This is a genomic window from Kribbella sp. NPDC051587, from assembly GCF_044453945.1.
Lineage (GTDB): Bacteria > Actinomycetota > Actinomycetes > Propionibacteriales > Kribbellaceae > Kribbella.
On sequence record NZ_JBITDE010000019.1, the window covers coordinates 84977 to 101942 of the forward strand.

The 16966-nt window shown below is 68.2% G+C and carries 11 protein-coding genes; 3 read left to right on the top strand and 8 right to left on the bottom strand.

Annotation, left to right across the window (positions count from 1 at the left end; all coding sequences use genetic code 11):
• Window positions 1-3 precede the first annotated feature (3 nt).
• Window positions 4-1128, bottom strand: coding sequence for a peptidoglycan-binding protein (locus ACIA49_RS39645; protein WP_396383507.1), 1125 nt, complete (start codon window positions 1126-1128; stop codon window positions 4-6).
• Between the two features lie 65 nt (window positions 1129-1193).
• Window positions 1194-1616: a MarR family winged helix-turn-helix transcriptional regulator gene (locus tag ACIA49_RS39650; RefSeq protein ID WP_396383508.1), complete on the bottom strand. Its 423-nt coding sequence runs from the start codon at window positions 1614-1616 to the stop codon at window positions 1194-1196.
• A gap of 56 nt (window positions 1617-1672) precedes the next feature.
• Between ACIA49_RS39650 and ACIA49_RS39655 the strand changes: the two genes are divergently transcribed.
• Window positions 1673-2077 carry a VOC family protein gene (locus ACIA49_RS39655; RefSeq protein ID WP_396383509.1) on the top strand — a complete coding sequence of 135 codons (405 nt, stop codon included), beginning with the start codon at window positions 1673-1675 and terminating at the stop codon, window positions 2075-2077.
• A 26-nt stretch (window positions 2078-2103) separates the two neighbouring features.
• On the top strand, window positions 2104-2274 hold the full coding sequence (locus ACIA49_RS39660; RefSeq protein WP_396383510.1) for a hypothetical protein: 171 nt from the start codon (window positions 2104-2106) through the stop codon (window positions 2272-2274).
• On the opposite strand, the gene ACIA49_RS39665 is transcribed toward ACIA49_RS39660, so the two are convergent.
• Together ACIA49_RS39665 and ACIA49_RS39670 are read right to left on the bottom strand one after the other, a co-directional pair.
• Window positions 2271-2717 carry a GNAT family N-acetyltransferase gene (locus ACIA49_RS39665; RefSeq protein WP_396383511.1) on the bottom strand — a complete coding sequence of 149 codons (447 nt, stop codon included), beginning with the start codon at window positions 2715-2717 and terminating at the stop codon, window positions 2271-2273. The two genes, ACIA49_RS39660 and ACIA49_RS39665, sit on opposite strands and share 4 nt — an antisense overlap.
• A 15-nt stretch (window positions 2718-2732) precedes the next feature.
• On the bottom strand, window positions 2733-3422 hold the full coding sequence (locus tag ACIA49_RS39670) for a siderophore-interacting protein (RefSeq protein ID WP_396383512.1): 690 nt from the start codon (window positions 3420-3422) through the stop codon (window positions 2733-2735).
• Window positions 3423-3546: 124 nt separating this feature from the next.
• On the opposite strand from ACIA49_RS39670, the gene ACIA49_RS39675 reads away from it, so the two are divergent.
• The gene (locus tag ACIA49_RS39675; protein WP_396383513.1) at window positions 3547-6168 is read left to right on the top strand and encodes a GNAT family N-acetyltransferase; all 2622 of its coding nucleotides are present in this window, start codon (window positions 3547-3549) and stop codon (window positions 6166-6168) included.
• Here ACIA49_RS39675 and ACIA49_RS39680 read toward each other — a convergent pair.
• The 4 genes from ACIA49_RS39680 to ACIA49_RS39695 form a co-directional block, all read right to left on the bottom strand.
• Entirely contained in the window at window positions 6113-6817 is a 705-nt protein-coding gene (locus tag ACIA49_RS39680) for a DUF4328 domain-containing protein (RefSeq protein WP_396383514.1), read from the bottom strand. The two genes, ACIA49_RS39675 and ACIA49_RS39680, sit on opposite strands and share 56 nt — an antisense overlap.
• 69 nt (window positions 6818-6886) lie before the next feature.
• A complete protein-coding gene (locus ACIA49_RS39685) occupies window positions 6887-16132 on the bottom strand; it encodes a DNA/RNA non-specific endonuclease (RefSeq protein WP_396383515.1) in 9246 nt (3081 codons plus the stop codon).
• Entirely contained in the window at window positions 16129-16479 is a 351-nt protein-coding gene (locus ACIA49_RS39690) for a hypothetical protein (protein WP_396383516.1), read from the bottom strand. Before ACIA49_RS39690 ends, ACIA49_RS39685 begins: the two co-directional genes overlap by 4 nt.
• A complete protein-coding gene (locus ACIA49_RS39695) occupies window positions 16479-16892 on the bottom strand; it encodes a YbaB/EbfC family nucleoid-associated protein (protein ID WP_396383517.1) in 414 nt (137 codons plus the stop codon). The genes ACIA49_RS39690 and ACIA49_RS39695 overlap by 1 nt, the downstream gene beginning before the upstream one ends.
• Window positions 16893-16966: the final 74 nt, after the last annotated feature.

Here is a 16966-nt window from a genome sequence, read left to right on the forward strand (position 1 = left end):
TCGCTACTTGCCGGCTTGGAGGGCGGTCCAGGTGACGGGGCCGACCACTCCGTCGACGACGAGGGCTCGGGTTCGCTGGTAGTCCTCGGCCGCGGTCTCGGTGGCGGGACCGAATTGGCCGTCGATGGCGACTGTCCGGTTGAGGGCCGCGGTCAAGGAACGTTGCAGGCGGCGGACCGCCGTACCGGTGGAGCCGTTGCGGATGGTTGGCTGGTCGCCGGCGGACAACAGCGCGGTCCAGGTCTTGGCGCCGATCAGGCCGTCGGCGGGGAGGCCGACGCGGGTCTGGAACGCCTTGACGGCATCGGTGGTCGCTGTGTCGAAGGTGCCGCTGGGCTCGTTGGTTCCGCCGAGCAGACACTGCGCAGCCCGTACGGCGCCGCCCGTCGCACCCGCTTGCAGAGCCGGGTAGGCGGTGAAGTCGAGGTTGGTGGACGCACACGTCTGAGTGCTGTTCACGAATGCGGTCGCTGCCGCCTCACCCTTCGAGATGGCGTCGGTCTGGTTCTCGATCGGTACCGCGGAAACCCCGGGGAACAGGATGTAGGTGACGACCGCGCCGTCCACTCCACCCGACGACGGGTTCGGGTTGATCCCGAGCTGCTGGGCCAGCTTGTACGAGCCTTCGCCGATGATCCCGGTCGGTCCCTGGTCACCGACGACGGCGTACGCGACCTTGTCCTGATAGACGACCGCGGCCACGGTCGCACCGCCGATCCCGGCCGAGGCGTAGTTCCAGATCGAGCTCGACAGCGGTACGACGATGAACGGCAGGCCGGCGGAGTTGAGCGGGCGACCGTCGGACTGGTTCCACGAGGTGTTCGGCTGGAACGACGGATCGGTGTTCTCGTTGCACTGCGTGGTGCGCTGACCGTCGCAGTCCACATCGAAGTCGGCGGTCCAGTGCACCGCGTCGCCGGACTTGCAGACCGCGATCGTGCGCGAGCCGCCGGAGTCCTGCGCGTACTTCCCGTTCGACAGCTGGGTCTCGCAGCCGCCGGCGCGGGCTTTCAGTTGGGCCGCGGTCGGCCCGGCGAGCTCGTCGGCTCGCGATTCGGGGGTCGGCGCAAGCAGTGCCAACCCGGCGACAGCCACCGCAAGGGCGGCAAGGGCAAGGCGTCGGACCATCTCATCCTCCAGTGGGGCGGTACCGGGGAAATGAAGGTTTTCACCGTGGAGGATACAGAAGTCGGTTAGTTATTAGCAGAGTGGACTTTCGCGACCAGCTTCAGCAGAGTCGCCCGCTCGGCCGCCGACAACGGCTGCAGCGTGGTCTGCTCGACCTCCTGGATCACCGCCCGCGCGGTCTTCGCCGCCCGGCGCCCCTTGGCGGTCAGGTCGATCCGGTACCGCCGACGGTCGGCCGGATCCCGGTCCCGAGCCACCAACCCCTTGGCGATCAGGTCATCCATCAGCCGGACCATGTCACTCGTATCGATCCCGAGACCGGCCGCGAGCACATGCTGAGCCACGGCCCCCTGATCGGTGAGCTCCGCGAGGGCGGCGTACTCCCACAAGGTCAGCCCCGGACGCTCGGCCAACCGGGCCGCGATCGCCCGCCGGCTGGCCACCGCGACCTTGTGCAGCACGAAAGTGGTCGTCTCGGACAAGGTCATGGGGTTATTGTAGGCCCGAACCAATCGTTGGTCATTCCCAACTAATAGGAGTGAGGATGGACGCGCTCTACCCACGACTGCTGGTCAGCGACTTCGCGGCGGCGGTCGACTTCTACACCACCGCATTGCGCGACCTGTACGGCGTGGAGCCGGTGAAGGTGATCCCGCAGGCGCAGTACGCGAACTGGGACCTGGACGGGCAGACCGGGCTGGTCCTGTTCGGCCGCAGTGTGGTCGCCGACACCATCGGTACGACGGCGCTCCCGACGGACGCGGACGCGCAGGATAGCTCGATGCTGGTATTCAAGGTGGACTCGGTCGACGACGCGACCGTCGTACTGGAGAAGGCCGGCGCGACTGTGCTGACCGCTCCGCAGGACCGTCCCGAGTGGGGCCCGAACCTGCGGACCGCCCACCTGCGCGCCCCGAACGGCACACTGCTCGAACTCCAGACATACTGAGATTCCCCGAACGACTGGAGAGCGCCATGAGTTTCGATCGCCCTGGTCTGCCCAAGCCCGGCCACGAGCTCGATTCCGAGGTCGAGGCCGCGCTCGCCGAGGAGGGTGTCGAGGTGACCGACCACGAGGTCGACACCCCCGATCACCCCGGCGCGGTCTCCGAGGGCCCGCAGCCGAACCCGCCGCGGCGCCCCTAGGGCCGTTCGAACTGCGAGAGCTCAACCCCCGGAGCCACCTCGATGCGCGACCGCACCCGATAGCCGCGGGACGTGTAGAGGTTGACGGCCGGGGTGTTGAGACTGCCGGTCGAGACCCGGCTGACCGGTCGCGGTTCGAGCTCGTCCAGGTGATCGAGCAGGGCCCGGCCGTGACCCCTCCGCGCATGCGCGGGGTCAACGATCAGGCGGCTGATCTCGACCACGCCGGGAGTGAGTTCGTAGGCGACCGCACCGACGAGGGTTTCGCCGTCGTACCGGCCGAGCCAGTCCTCGGTGGATGCCATCAGCCCGGCCAGATCCTCGTGCAACGGCGGGATTCCGGAGAACCCGATCAGCTGGGCCTCAACGGCGTACGCGGCATGCTGGATCGCCAGCACCCGCTCGGCGAGGCTTGCGTCGGTGAGGTCGAGTCGGGTGATCACCCTGGGCAGGGTAGTTCAGGCCGCGCGCCAATAGCCAAGGGCTCTCACGCGATGCTTGGGCACCGCGAGCTCCTTCACCACGTACGACGAGAGCAAGCGGGTCATCCGGGTGTCGCACGCGATCCACACATACGCGCCGAGCGGGTCGTCGATGAACTCCGGCAGCTCGTTCTTGACCGTGTCGACCAGTTCGTCGCTCGACAGGTTGCGCACCTCGTGCCGCTCGGGGTCGATCCGGAACGGCAGCTCGCGATCGCCGTCCTGCATGGTCTCGAACCAGATCGTCGCCGGCAGTTTCGGCGCTACGGCCAGCAGTGAATTGATCGCCGGTAACGACACCGGCGCACCGATCACCAGCAGCCGACCGGGCAGCGGATCCGGGATTTCGAAACCGGTGCCCTGCACTGTCGCCTCGATCGTGTCCCCGGGCTGCGCCTTCAGCGACCAGTCGCTCGCGCAGCCCTCATGGAGCGCGAACTCCATGCTGAACGTGCCCTTCTCGACATCAGGGTCGACCAGCGTGTACGCCCGCTGATGCGGTTTGCCGTTGTTGTCGAACCACAGCCGCACCCACATGGTCGGATGGACCCCGATCGCCGCCAGCAGACCACCGTCGGAGAAGTGCACCCGCCGATAGCTCTCGGTGACCTGTTCGCCACCCGTCACGGTGAACTCGAAGTCCTTCCCACGGAAGAGCTTGAGCACCGCACCTTCCCACCCGTGCCCCACGCCGTACCTCCGGTAAGAATTGCCATTGCAGACGGCACGACTGCCTTGTAAGTTGTCGCAGCCGAGTTAGCTGAGCCTAACCTAACTAATTGGAGCTGTTGTGAACGCGAGGGTCTACCGGGACGCCTATGGCGTACCTCACCTGCAGGCCGTGGACCCGTTGGCCCTCGTCTACCTCCAGGGCGTCAACGCCGCCCAGGACCGCGCCTGGCAGCTCGAGTACGAGCGCCGCCGGTTCCTCGGTACGACGGCCGCGTTCCTCGGCCCGGAGGCGTTGCCCTGGGACGTGTTCGCCCGGCAGGCCCAGCTCGCCGACACCGCGCAGCGCTGCTTCGAGAACCTCGATGCGGAGACCCAGGAGTGGGTCACGGCGTACGTCGAAGGCGTCAACCACGCCCTCCCCGGCGGCGCGGCCCGAGCACCCGAGTTCGACCAGACCGGGCTCCAACTGGAGAAGTGGGAGCCCTGGGCCCCCTTGGGAATCTGGCTGACCATCCACATCCTGTTCGCGGGATTCCCCAGCAAGCTGTGGCGCACCCATGTCGCGAAGCACCTCGGCGACGATCACATCGACCTCTTCACCTCCGAAGGCCCCCGGACCGCGGGCAGCAACGGCTGGCTGGTCCCCGGTACGGCGACCAGCACCGGCCAGGCGGTCATCGCCGGAGACCCGCACCGCTTCATCGAGAGCCCAGGCGTCTACCAGCAGATCCGCTTGGCCTGCCCCGAGTACGACGTTCTCGGGCTGGCCATCCCCGGAATCCCGGGGCTCGCGCATTTCGGTCACGCCGGCAAGGTCGCCTGGTCGATCACCAACGCGATGGCCGACTACCAGGACGTGTACGCCGAACAGATCCGTCGTACCGGATCGTCTGTGGAGGCGCTTGGCCCGGACGGCTGGGCGCCTGCTTCACGGTCTGTCTCGGTGGTCGAGGTCGCCGGTGCGGAGCCGGTCGAGATCGAGTTGATCGAGACCGAGCGTGGACCCGTGATCGGCGACGGGCTCAGCCTGCGGTACCCGCCGCGGGTGCTCGGGCGGCTCGGGTTCGAGGCGTTCCCCAAGTTGCTGAAGGCAACCAGTGTTGCCGATCTCGACGCTGCACTCGACGGTTGGGTCGAGCCGGTGAACGTCGTACTGGCTGCCGATGTGGACGGTGGCCTGCTGCATCGGGTCGCGGGCACGGTTCCTCGTCGTACGGCGGCCAACCGGCAGCGCGTCGTACCGGCCCGGGAATCAGAGCATCAGTGGGACGGCTGGGAGCCGATGCCGCACGCAATCATCGATGGGCCGGAGGTGATGGCGAACGCGCGGGGGATCTCCGGATCGCTTGGATCCGAGTTCGCGTCGCCGCATCGCGCCGACCGAATCCGGTCGTTGCTCTCGGCCCGTACCGACTGGACTGCGAAGGACATGCCGGAGGTCCACCGCGACACCTGGCTCGGTTCAGCCGGTCAGGTACTGGACTTGCTGGTCGGACTGGATGAGCTGTCCGCGGAAGCCGTTGCCCTGCGCAAGGAATTGCTTGAGTGGGACCGGCGAATGGACGCGACCAGCAGCACCGCTTCGGCGTACGCCGCTGTCCGCAAGGCGATCGTGTCCCGGCTGGCCGACCACTTCGCCGTACTGGAGAACGGTGAGGTTCCCGAGGTCTTCCGGCCGTGGATGGACCCGCTCAACCATGTCGCCTACGGGCTGGAGAACCTGCTCGCCGCGGACCTCCCGGACGTCAACCAGTCATGGATCGCCCGCGAGGCACTCGAGGAGGTCGCTGCCCGCGGGCCGCGTCCGCCGTGGGGCGAGACGCACCAGATCGCACCTCTGCATCCGCTGGACGGCCCCATCTTCGCCGCGGACGAAGAGCCGATCGACCTCGGCCTGTCCGGTGATCACCACTGCGTGATGTCCACCTCGAGCGTGCCCGGCCTGACCGACATCTGCCTGCGCGCCTCGGCCGCCCGCTATGCCTGGGATCTCGCCGACCGATCCGCCAGCGCCTGGGTCGTTCCGCTGGGCGCGTCCGGCATCCTCGGGGACGCCCACCACCACGACCAGCTACCGCTCTGGCTACGCGGCGACCTCGCCCCGATCGTCACCGACTGGGACCAGCTCCACCGCGACGACCGCACCTACACCGCTGAGGTCGAGGGCTTCGGAACGATCCGCATCATCGAGTCCGATCCGGACCGCGACCTCGACCTGATCCGCGAGTGGGTCACCGCCGAACGCGCCGGCTTCTGGGGCATGGGCGACCTGTCCGACACCGAGATCGGCGACGTCTACCGCTTCCTCGACTCGGTCCCGACCCACCACGTCTTCCTTGTCCACCTGGACGACGTACCGGTCGCGCTCTTCCAGACCTACGACCCGCAGGCCGACCCGATCGGCACCAGCTACGACATCCAGGCCGGCGACATCGGCGCGCACTTCCTGATCGGCCCGGGCGACCCACGCCCCGGCTTCACCGGGACACTGCTCCATGCCATCGGCAACTACCTGCTGGTCGACCAGGCCCACCCACGCCTGGTCTCCGAACCCGACACCCGCAATACCCGCGCCGTCGCCCGTCTGCACCGCACCGGCTTCACCCTCGGCCCCGAGGTCCAGGTCCCGCTCGTTGCCGGCGGCACCAAAACCGCCCAGCTCGCCTTCCTCACCCGCGAGTCCTTCACTGCGGCTGGTGCCACCACGGAACCGCCGGCCGCGAACTCTGCAACCGATTGATGACCCGAATCACCAGCACCGCGAACACCGCGCCGGCCACGCTGAGCACCGCATAGATCGACGACACCACCGCCACCTTGAACAGTTGACTCGGATCACCGTCGTACACGCCCATCTCCGTCCGGAACGCCACCCACCCCAAGAAGCTCTGCAAGAGCCAGAACACCCACCACGTCGTCACCGTGTTGTTCTTGTACGAGTCGATCCAAGCCCCCCGCGGCCCCACCGCCGGGTCACTGGCCACCGCGACGTTCTGCACATACCGGCACGGCATCCAGAACCCCGCCACCGGCACGAGCCACCCGAACACCCCGACCGGCCGCGAATAGTAGTGCCGCGCATCGCACAAGAACTCCGAGTTCTCCCGGGCCCTCAGCAACCAAACGATGAACAACACCGGAGCCACCACCAGCAGCCCGACACCCAGTACCACCGTCACCAGGTTGTACCAATCAACCGTCCTGAGCTCGGCGTCTCCCGCAGCAACCGCCGGCGACTGCGCCGTCCACCAGTCCCCCACCGCCGAAGCAACATCAACCGCCGCCGACGCCGCGATCGCCCACGAAGCCGCCAGCCCGATCCCCCGAACATTCCGCAACCGCGGCTCCCGCACCACCCGCCCCGCAACCGACGTCCCAGTGACAGTCATGGCAACTCCTCTCGTCGCCCCAACAGTCCCAACCCCAAGCCCGCCCAAGAGCCCAACGGCAGCAAGCTGTCAGCCTCCGCCCGGCGCGCCGCCCTGATTCCTCCTGCCCCGGTCCCGAGCCTGCCGAAGCCGCGCCTGATACTCCTCCGCGGCCATCCGCTGCGCTGTGGTCTGCGGGCGGACAGGGATCGGGACGGTCGTCGGCACCGGCAATTCGACGGTCGGAGGCATGGGCAACTCGACCGTTGGAGGCATCGGCAGCTGGACCGTCGGAGGCGTCGGCAGCTCGACGGTGGGTTGGTGTGGCGCTGCCAAGGGCAGCTCGCGGGTGTCGGCACCGGCCAGAGCGTCCGGGTTGCGAGCCAGTAGCCGGTCGGCGACGTACTGGGCGATCCCGACCGAGTCCAGTCCCATGGTGCCGGCCACTCCTGCCTCACGCTGCAGGAGCTCGAAGTCTTCGAGCGTCTGCGCAACATCGGTGAGCGCGAGCTCGACCCCCAGGGTCCGGCGGTGGCTGTCGGCCTCGATCATCGCGAGTTGGTGCTCAAGCGTGTCCAGCGCATGCCGAACCCGGCCCAACGCGATCACTCGCTCGGAGCGGTTGAAAATGCCTTCCGGCTCGGCCACCATCCGCCGCCAAGCCTCAGCGGCCAGCCCTTTCGCGCGCGTCAACGGATCCCCGACCAGCCGTCGTCCGTTCGCCGGGTCGACGGTGTCCGGACCGGGCAACCGCACCCGATGGTCAGGATGGACGGCGTTCGCCGCCAGCAGCTCCGTGAGCCGCCGGCCGGCCTCGGCCAGTCTGTTCGGCGCTCCCGGCTGCCCCGACTCGGCCGCCGTACCGAACTCGTCGACCAGATCCGCCTGCCGCTCGAGCTCGTCCAGCAACCGATGCAGTTCCTGCCGCTCCCGGAAAGGCTCCTCCTGTTTCGGTACGACGGCCAGTCGCGCCTCACGTACTGCCGCCCGCACCCGGTCGGTGAGGGCCGACAACTCCGTACCGGACAACGGTATTTCGACCGTCGGTGCAGCGGAGCCGATCACCTGACCGGCATCGCGACCGATCCGGTCGAGGACGTACTGCATGGCCGTCAGCTGATCGGCGAGCTCGGCCCGGTTGACCGCCTCCTTGTTGCCTGCGAACCTCTCGTGCTCACGGTTGCGCGCACTCTGGTGCTCGGTCCACCACTTCATCGCGGGAAGTGCCAGCGCCTGGACGCCCGCGAACGCCAGCGCGGGAGCGGCGATGTCCAGATCGATCCCGAGCACGGAATTGACCAGCCCGACCACGCCGACGGTGACTGCCGGTCCGACCGCATGCAGCGAATGCCACCAGGCCGACATCTCACCGCGCGGAGGGCCCTGCGCCGGCCCGCCGGGGACGGACAACCGGTTCCGCAGCCGGTCGACCGCGCGGTCCGCCAGCCGATTCGGCAGGGCCTGGCCGGTGCGCTGTCGCTCCACGAGATCGGCGACCTCGCTGAGTTGGTCGAGCACCTCGGCGAACACAGCATGGAGTTCTGCCGTCTGCTGATGGCTGGTGGCCTTCAGGTGATACTCGCTCACCTTCGCGTCGACCCCGTCGCCCAGGCGCTGAATGGCCGCCTCGACCGCACCGGCTGCGAGACCGCCGACGACCCCGCTGACCGCCGCGAAGATCAGCAACTCCGCATAGGCGCTCAGCTGCTCGGACAGCGGTGTCGGATCCGCGCCTTGCAGACCGTGATGCACATCCGCAGCCCGCCGGGAGAGCAACGGGAGCTGTTCGGCCAGTTCGCTTCCGATCAATTCGTCCAGCCCGAGCCACGGCAGCCGGTGGTTTCCCCGCCCGGAGCCGGCGGCCGCGAGCTCACCGTTGATGCGCGCGCGCAGCTCGTCGAGCGCTTCCAGCAACTGGGATCGGTACGACGTCGGGTCCAGCGCGTGCCGGATCTCGAGTTCTACCGCCCGCTGGATGGATGTCGTGGCCTTCCGCAGGTCCAGATGCCGCTCGATGATCGGCTTCACGACCACCATCGCCGAGTAGGCGGCGATCACTCCGCCGATCGGTGCCCCGAACGGCGACAGCAGGAGCACGGTTCCGATCGCCGCGACCGCGGGAGCGGCGGCCTTGACGACGTACCGCCACCCGGCCGGAACCAGCGACGCCTGGTCGATCGGCCCGAGCGGTTGACCGGCGACGCCGTGCGGATCGGCCTCGATCCGGTGCAGCATGCCCGGGAGCCGCTTGCGAACCTCGCTCAGCCGGAGCTTCGACGCCTCGCCCTTGACCGCCTTCTTCTCACCATCCAGCCAGCGCTGCCCGAAGGCGTTCACCGAGGCCGCGGCCATCGCCGGCAGCGCCAGACCGAGGGCCGCGATGAGGCTGCCGCTGATGATCGCGGCCGCCGCCGCAGCCCCCAGGGTCAGCGCCAGGGCGCTGAACGTCACCTCCCGCTTGAGATACTCCCGCAGCCGGACGCGGTCGTCGTGCTTGCTCCAGCCCTGCAGGTGCCACTCGATCATCGGAGCATCCCAGTCGGGCAACGAGGCCCGGCGGTATTCGGCGTCCTCCTGGCCGGTCGCGAGCGCCATACTCTCCAGCAGCGCGCGCATCGCGTTCCGCAGACTCATCCGCCGAACCGCTTCGTAGACCCGGGTCTCGCCCATCCGCCCGTTCAGCAACCGCGCCTCGGCCAGCCGACCGCCGTCCTCCCGGCTCAACCGACCCGGCCGCCGGGCCTCACTGCCGGGCTCGAACACATTGGGCACTGTCGGCTCAGCAGCCCGGGACAACTGGTGCAGCAGATTCACCACGATCCGCTCAACAATCGCATCCGGCGCCCGGTTCGACACCGTCAACGTCGCCGGCCCACCGCCGTTCAAGAAGGCGACAAACGTGCCGGCCGTCCCCTTCGCCACCTGATCCGCCGTGAGGATCACGTCGAACATCCCCTGTGCGGTGTGTACCTCGTACCGGTTCGCCCCGACCCAGTTGACCCGGAGGATCCCAGCGGCCTGCCAGACCCGCTCGTCGGTCATCGCCAGCATCGCCTGATACTCAACAGCGTCCGTCGCCGCAAAGAATCGCCGCGCCCCGTCCAAGAACAACAAAGACTTCACCTCCCCCCGAACAAACTCCACCGTCGCCTGCCCATCCCCCGCAGGCACCGTCGGCTGATCCACGGGGCTCGGGACAGTTGGCTGGTCGATCGGGATGGGCACCGTCGGCTGGTCGATGGGAGTCGGGACGGTGGGTTGGTCGACCGGGATTGGCACCGTCGATTGGTCGACCGGGATCGGGACAGTCGGCTGATCCACGGGAATGGGGACGGTTGGCTGGTCGACCGGGATCGGAACGGTCGGCTGATCCGCGGGAGTCGGGACAGTTGGTTGATCGACGGGGATCGGGACAGTTGGCTGGTCGACCGGGATGGGCGCCGTCGGCTGGTCAACCGGGATCGGAACGGTCGGCTGATCCGCGGGAGTCGGGACAGTTGGTTGATCGACCGGGGTCGGGGCAGTTGGTTGGTCTACGGGGGTCGGGACAGTGGGCTGGTTGAGGGGGGTGGGGGTGGTGGGGGACTCGGTGGCGGCGACGGCGGCGCGGCGGACGGCGATTCGGTCGTGTTGGCGTTCCAGGCGGTCGATCCGTCCGTCGTTCTCGGCGCGTTGGAGCCCGAGGTCGTGGAGCAGTTCGCGCATGCGCGCGGCGTACAGGGCGCTTTCGAGCGTGCGACCGGACGCCTCGGCCAGCCAGCGCTGGTAGTCCAGGTACAGCAACTCGCCCAGCCGGCCCTGCTGGTGATCGGAGAACGGCTGCCCCTCGGACGGTCTGCCGCCGAACGCGTGGCCGGCCTCGCGGAGCTCATGCACGAGCGCCCGCCCGACATCGGCGAACTCGATCTGCTCCGAGATGGTGACCACCGCGCGCCGCTGCCCCATGCGCATCCTCACCTCGGCGGGATGGCCGTCGGGCACCGCTCCTACCTTGAGCTCGACCACCACCGGATCACCGATCCACGGTTTCACCAGCAGCGACCGACCGTCCGGCGCGATCTGGATCCACTGCGCATCAACGAACTGCGCGAGCTTCGGAAAGCCCAGCTCCGCAACGATCCGCGCCCAGAGCTTCTCGTGGTCCTTCACCTCACCAAGCGCCGCGAAATCCCCGAGGCGCTCCGCATTGCCGATCACCGTCGGGTCCGAAGGCAACGACATGTCGTACTCCGTCACCGCCATCCCGAGCGGTACGGCGCCTTCCGGCGTGGCCTCGATCTTGGCCCGGACCACGAAGTACTGAAGTTTTCCCTCCTGCAAAGCCTTCAGCATCTCGGCGGCGACCGCCGCTCCCGTCGACAGATCGCCGTCGACCTTCACCCGCAGCGGGACCTCGCGCTGACGCCCGCCCATCTCCACCGTCTCGCGGGCGAAGGTGTCGACGACGACCACCCGCTCCTGCCGGTTGAGCATTGCCTGGACGATGCTCAGGACGTACTCCCCATGTCCCTGCTCGTACCTGACCTGGCCCCGGCCCAGGCGCGAGCCGATCACGCCGCCGACACTCTTCGCCTCGACCACCACCCACCCGAGGATCTTGCCGGTACCAGGTTCGAGCCGTACATACAGCTGATCGAAGGTATTGGCCCCACCCAGCTCCAGAGTGACCCGCTGCACCTCCTCGCCGGCGAACACCTCGCGCAGATGGAAGAGGATCGACTGACCGAACTCCTCACCCAGTTCTTCGCCGAGCTCCGAGATCGGACGGTCGGCATCCGGGTCCAGTACCTCCTGCTGATCAACACTCAGCTCCAGCCGTGCAAGCTCCTCAGGCGTCGCTTCGGCCAGAATCTGTTCGATCAGCTCGTGCCACGGCGTCTCAGCAAGCTCCTGCGGCCGGCCACGCCCGCCCATCCACAGATCGAGAATCCGTTGCAGTCCACGCAGAAGTTGTGGTGACACCCCGCGGCCGCTCAGCCCGGAGAACGGAATCAGCTGCGGTGGCCCGAGCGGACGCGATCGAACCAGAGCGTCGGCGACGAAGGTCCCGTCGACGAATTTCACGCCCGGCAAGGCCACCGTCGTCGTACCGCTGTCGGTCCGGACCGAGAAGGTCTTCACGTTGTCCCGGTGCTGCACGATTCCGGTCGGTTCGCCTGCCGCCAGGCCGTTCGGGGTCTTGTAGTGCGCCGCCCGGAGCGCAGCGGCGTCCTGCGTCAACTGCCCGTCGGGTGCTCGCTCGTTGAGCTTGGCAATGAACTCCGCCGTCGCCTTGTGCGCGAACTCCGGATCCGCCGGATCCAGCGCGGGCACCTCCAGTACGCCGTCCACCACCCGACTGCCCTGGACGACGACCCCGTGGTTCGCCAACGCCTGAATCACCTCGGCGATCGGCAACTGCTCGAGCGCAACCGGTCCGTTGTTCGCCTCCGCGGCCATGACCGTCACCCGCGGCTCGTTCTCCACCAACGAGAATCGCACCTCGACTTCAGTGCCCTCGGCAACCAACGCCGTGATCTGCTGCTCGAGTGCCCCGAGCTCGGCCTCGCTGAACTCGATCCCGTCCGGCAGCAAAGAATCCAGCGGCCGCCCGATCACCCACTCGAACGGCGCCGTGCCCTCCGCCGTACGGAGCTTGACGATCTCCAGTTCCAGGTACGACGGTCCGCCCGGCGCCTCCGTGGACCATTTCACCTGGTTCGACCCGTCCGGAGCCATCGCGGCGCCCGCCCCCATGACCACCGGAACCACCGGCCCCGGCGTCGTCGGCCCTGGCGGCGCACCCGGACCGTCGGCCTCCGGCTCGAACAGATTGCTGCGCTCAGGGTCGAACGCGTCGATCCGCTTCTTCTGGTACCGCTGGTACTGCGCCTTGGTCTGCTTCTGCGCCCACTTGGGTCGCCCGGCCGGCATCGGCCGGCGAGTACCACCCGGCCCGGTGAGCTCGGCCCGGTGCGGCACGGCGGAGTTCTCCCACGTCCGCGCAGCGGTCCAGATCCCGCGCTCGGGATTGGCCGGATCGGAGACGACGTACACGACCGTGACCGAACTCGGCCGTGGCTCGTTCGGCGGGAAGAACACCTTCAGGTCCACCTGCCAGCCGTTCTTCAGCCAGGCGCCCACCTCGTTCTCCATACTCAGGAACGCACCCCGGTTGAAGCTCGCGGCCTGCGGGAAGTAGTTCATCACCGCCGCGACCTTCTGGAAGAACCGCCAGGCAACCGCGTGCCCACCCTCGTCGGTCCCCGCCCCCGGCTGTCCCTGTCCGCGAGCGGTCCCGGCCTCCCGCTCCTGCTGGTCGGCCGAAGGCCGCGAGCGATTCCCGAAGTCCGCGGACAACCGCGCCTCCGCGATCCGCGGGAACCCCGTCACCTTGTCGACCACCCACCGAACCCAGTTCGGCCCCTGCTCGTCCGGATTCTCCGGCCTCCCACTCGGCACCCACGGCGTCACCTCAGCCGTCGGCGCCGCGTCCTGCTGATCAACCACCGGCGAGTCCTCGTTGAACCACCCGAACGACGACTCCTCCGCAACCTCACTCGCGGGCGCCGGCATCACCGTGGGATCCGCAGCAAACGCCAGCGCCCGCCGTACGGCGACTTGGTCCTCGTCCCGCAGTGACTCGAGTCGTTGGTCCTCGTTCGACCGCCCCAGCCCGGCGTCCTCCGCCACCGCCCGCATCTTCGCCGCATAAGCCGCCCGCTGCGCCGCATAATCGGTCACCACCCGACCAGCCTCGTCATGCATCAACAACAACTCGCCAAGCCGCCCCTGCTCATGCGCGCTGAACGCCGACCGCCCCTCACCGAGGTGGCTCAACTCCCGCAACTCATGCACCACAGCACGACCGATATCAGCGTCCTTGATCTGCTCCGAGATCGTGATCACCGCGGCCGTCGGCCCGTCCTCGGTCAGGTGGAACTCCGCTGGATGACCATCGGCGACCGGCCCGACCACGAAGCGCAACACGACGGGGTCGGTCGCTGTGGTCGTCCAGACCTCGACCAGCAGGCCGCCTGCCGGTGACGAATCAACCGTGGGCACCCCGATCCGCACGACATCGGCGAATGCCCGGAGTGCCGGTGACGCGAGGATCGCCAGGATCCGCGGTAGCACCACCTGCGGATCCCGAACCGGGCCGTCGGCAACGAAGTCGTCCAGGCGCGCGGCATTGCCATCGGCTCCCTTCGCGCTCGCAGCATGATGATCCGTCCAGCCCCACGCGTCTCCGATGCCGCCGGCGAACTCGCGCAACGTCTCCTTCATCGTCATCTTCGGACGCGGCTCCGCCTTTGCCTGGCTGAATGGTTCCGAGGTCTGCAGCGACCCATCGGCCGGCAGAGCGGTCCCGCGATTCTCGGCGACGCCCTCGGCCGTCTCCGCGACCGCTGTATCGGTTCCGGCATCCACGATGTCGGTGCTTGTCGCAACTTCGGTCTCGGCGGATCCAGCCAGCTCGACGCCGCCTTCGTCGGCTACCGCCACCTCGGACGTCTCGATGCTGGTGTGCGCAGGTCCGGTCGTCACCTCGGTCTGGAGGTCCGCCGCCACCTCCGTCTCGACCGCGACCTCGGAGTTGTGGTTGGACGGCCCGCTTCGGGAGTGCGCGCCCCAGCGCGCAAAATTGTGGGACCCACCGTCCATAACACCCGACGGCTGCTGCGACACGAAGAGCGGACCGCTTTGATCCACATTCTGCTGTGGCGCACCCGATTGGTCGACGGACTGTACATCGGTTCCGGCTGTGCTGTGACTTCCAGGATCTACCGCCTGGTTCGTGTCGGCTGCACCGGGCGTCTCACTCCGAGGAGCAGCATGATCCGACCCGGAGTGCGCATCCGACGGAGGTGCCGCTGTGCTGTCACCGGCGTCGAGGTGAGTGTCAGTGCCGGAAACGTCCTGTGCCGCCGTTGCGTCAGTTGCGGCCTGCGCCTCGCCTTGATCCGTGGCGCCGTCGCCGACCTCCTGATGTACGCCGTCATTGTTCTGGTCGCTGTTCTGCCGGGTTCCATTGTCGTTGTGACCGCTCTGATCGTGCCCGCTGGCGTCCTGTCGCACGTGAGGTGCCGGCGGATCGGCAAGGGCGGTGTTTCCACCACCGTGACCGGCCGTGGGGGTGAGGTGGCCGGCTCCACCGGCTGACGGCCGAGCTCCGGCCAGCACCCCAGGCCCAGCATCGACGGTGCCTGTACCGGGGGAACCGCCGAGTTGGTTCCCAGCTGCGGCGGCTGCTCCCGGAGCCGTCGTACTGGCGCCCGGCGTGCCGACATCAGACACATCGGGAGCGGCCGGAGTCGGTCCGTTGGGGCCACCACCAGGAGGATTGAGCGCCGACGGATCCAACGGCTTCAGCCCGAGGGCGGAGCGGGCGTGGTTGTTGAGGAACTGTCCGCTGACGTCACCTGCATGCACCGAGACGATCCGCCCGGCGCCGAGCGCACCGGCGGTGAGACCGCCCGATACGACCGCCTCGCCCCACGCCAGCGGGTTGATCGCGTTCAGATAGTTGCCCTCAGCAATTGACTGGGCGATGACGCTGGAGATCGGTGAGCTGATCCCGTTGACGACGAACGTCTGTCCGGTCTGGCGCAGCACCATCGATCCCCGGGACAGGTCCGGGCGCGGCACGGCGGGCCTGCGTCCGATCCGGCCGATCCGGCTCACGCCCTGACCGAGCGGGCCACCGATCGTGCCGGCACCCCAGGCGATGGCAATCTGCGTCCCGTCGAACTTGTCGCGGTACCCCCGGGCCATGTCCATCGACTGCGCGAGGACCTCGGTGCCGATCTCCTCGACTCCCTCCCACGCCATCTCGCCGATCAGCCGGCCGAGGGCACGCGGTGCGGACGCGGCCGCGTGCTCGATCAGCCCTGCCGCCGCCCGGATCAGGCTGGAGAACCGGTTGGCCAGCGAGACCAGCAACCTGATCCGCAGCAGGTCGCCGATGCCCGGCGGTGCGAGGAACGTCAGCGCGAAGAAGACCGCGTTCAGGATCAGTTCGGAGTAGATCTGGTCCTTGGTCTGCGCGACAGTGCGCGCCAGGTCCCAGCACATCTTGGCCACGTCCTCGTAGGACGCGACCGCCTCCGCGTAGCCCTGGTTCAGGTTCTCGTCGACGGCGTCGTGAAAGATGCCACCGTCCGTGTCCAGCCAGACCGCCGCCGCCGAGGCGTTGGCGGCGTTCCCCTCGTCGACGCTGGACTGCAGGGCGATCGAGAGCTGGTGCCAGTTGTCCCCCATCCGCTGCGCCGCGTCCTCATCCGTCTGCGGCCAGATGTTGGTGTCCCAGAACGTGCGCAACCACAGCCACAGCTCGGTGGTCGGTTCGGGGATCACACGATCTGCCGTAGATAGGCGGCCTGCTGCTGGCTCAGCTGCACCTTCTGCTGGACAATTTGATTGCCGTTGGCACCCATCGCCTTGATGTTGGGCTCGATCTCACCGGCCAGCTCCTTCAGCTTCGTGCCGATGTCGTTGTACGCCGTACGAAACTTCGAACTGAGCTCGTCGAAGCCGGTGCCGACCTTCGCCTCGTCCGCAGCCAGCAGCGGTCCGATCGTCCGCCACGCGTCCCCGAACGCCTTCCCGGCCTCGGACAGCTGCACCATCGCGGCGTTGGTCTCCATCGGATACATCACGATGTCGCCCACACCACCCGCACGGATCGGTCCAGGCGCCGCCATCACCGGCCCCCGTTCCGAGTGGGCCGCAGCAGGCCGAGCAGCGGGCCGAACGCGAGATCGGCAGGATCGGCAGGTTCGGACGACGGGCGCGGCGGCAGGTACTCGACGACCTGCCGGCGGATCTTCTGCTGGGCTTCGTTCTGCGCCCGGTTCACCGCACCCCGGATCTCCTCGGCCAGCGCCTCGGCATCCTGGAAGCGGAAGACCAACGGGTCGATCACCAACTCGACCAGCTCGCCGTAGACACCGACCGTCGCCTCGACCAGCCCGTCGGACGACTCCGCGAACCCGGTGGTGTCGTCGACAGCACTCCGGAGCCGCCGGGTCTCCCGTTCGAGATCCTCGAGCTGGCCCAGCCGCGCCTCGGCGCCGGTGCGTTCGACCTTGCTGCGTGGTGAATCCTCGACGCTCATCGTCCCTCCTCGATCGACGTACTCCTCGCAGTCTCGGGCAGCCACCACGACGTCGTACCGGGCTGACAACTTCC

What these genes read in the sequence shown, in the direction of transcription:
- ACIA49_RS39655 (WP_396383509.1), top strand. Translation starts at nt 1,673, where the DNA reads ATGGACGCGCTCTACCCACGACTGCTGGTCAGCGACTTCGCGGCGGCG.
- ACIA49_RS39645 (WP_396383507.1), bottom strand. Translation starts at nt 1,128, where the DNA reads ATGGTCCGACGCCTTGCCCTTGCCGCCCTTGCGGTGGCTGTCGCCGGG.
- ACIA49_RS39695 (WP_396383517.1), bottom strand. Translation starts at nt 16,892, where the DNA reads ATGAGCGTCGAGGATTCACCACGCAGCAAGGTCGAACGCACCGGCGCC.
- ACIA49_RS39690 (WP_396383516.1), bottom strand. Translation starts at nt 16,479, where the DNA reads ATGGCGGCGCCTGGACCGATCCGTGCGGGTGGTGTGGGCGACATCGTG.
- ACIA49_RS39650 (WP_396383508.1), bottom strand. Translation starts at nt 1,616, where the DNA reads ATGACCTTGTCCGAGACGACCACTTTCGTGCTGCACAAGGTCGCGGTG.
- ACIA49_RS39660 (WP_396383510.1), top strand. Translation starts at nt 2,104, where the DNA reads ATGAGTTTCGATCGCCCTGGTCTGCCCAAGCCCGGCCACGAGCTCGAT.
- ACIA49_RS39680 (WP_396383514.1), bottom strand. Translation starts at nt 6,817, where the DNA reads ATGACTGTCACTGGGACGTCGGTTGCGGGGCGGGTGGTGCGGGAGCCG.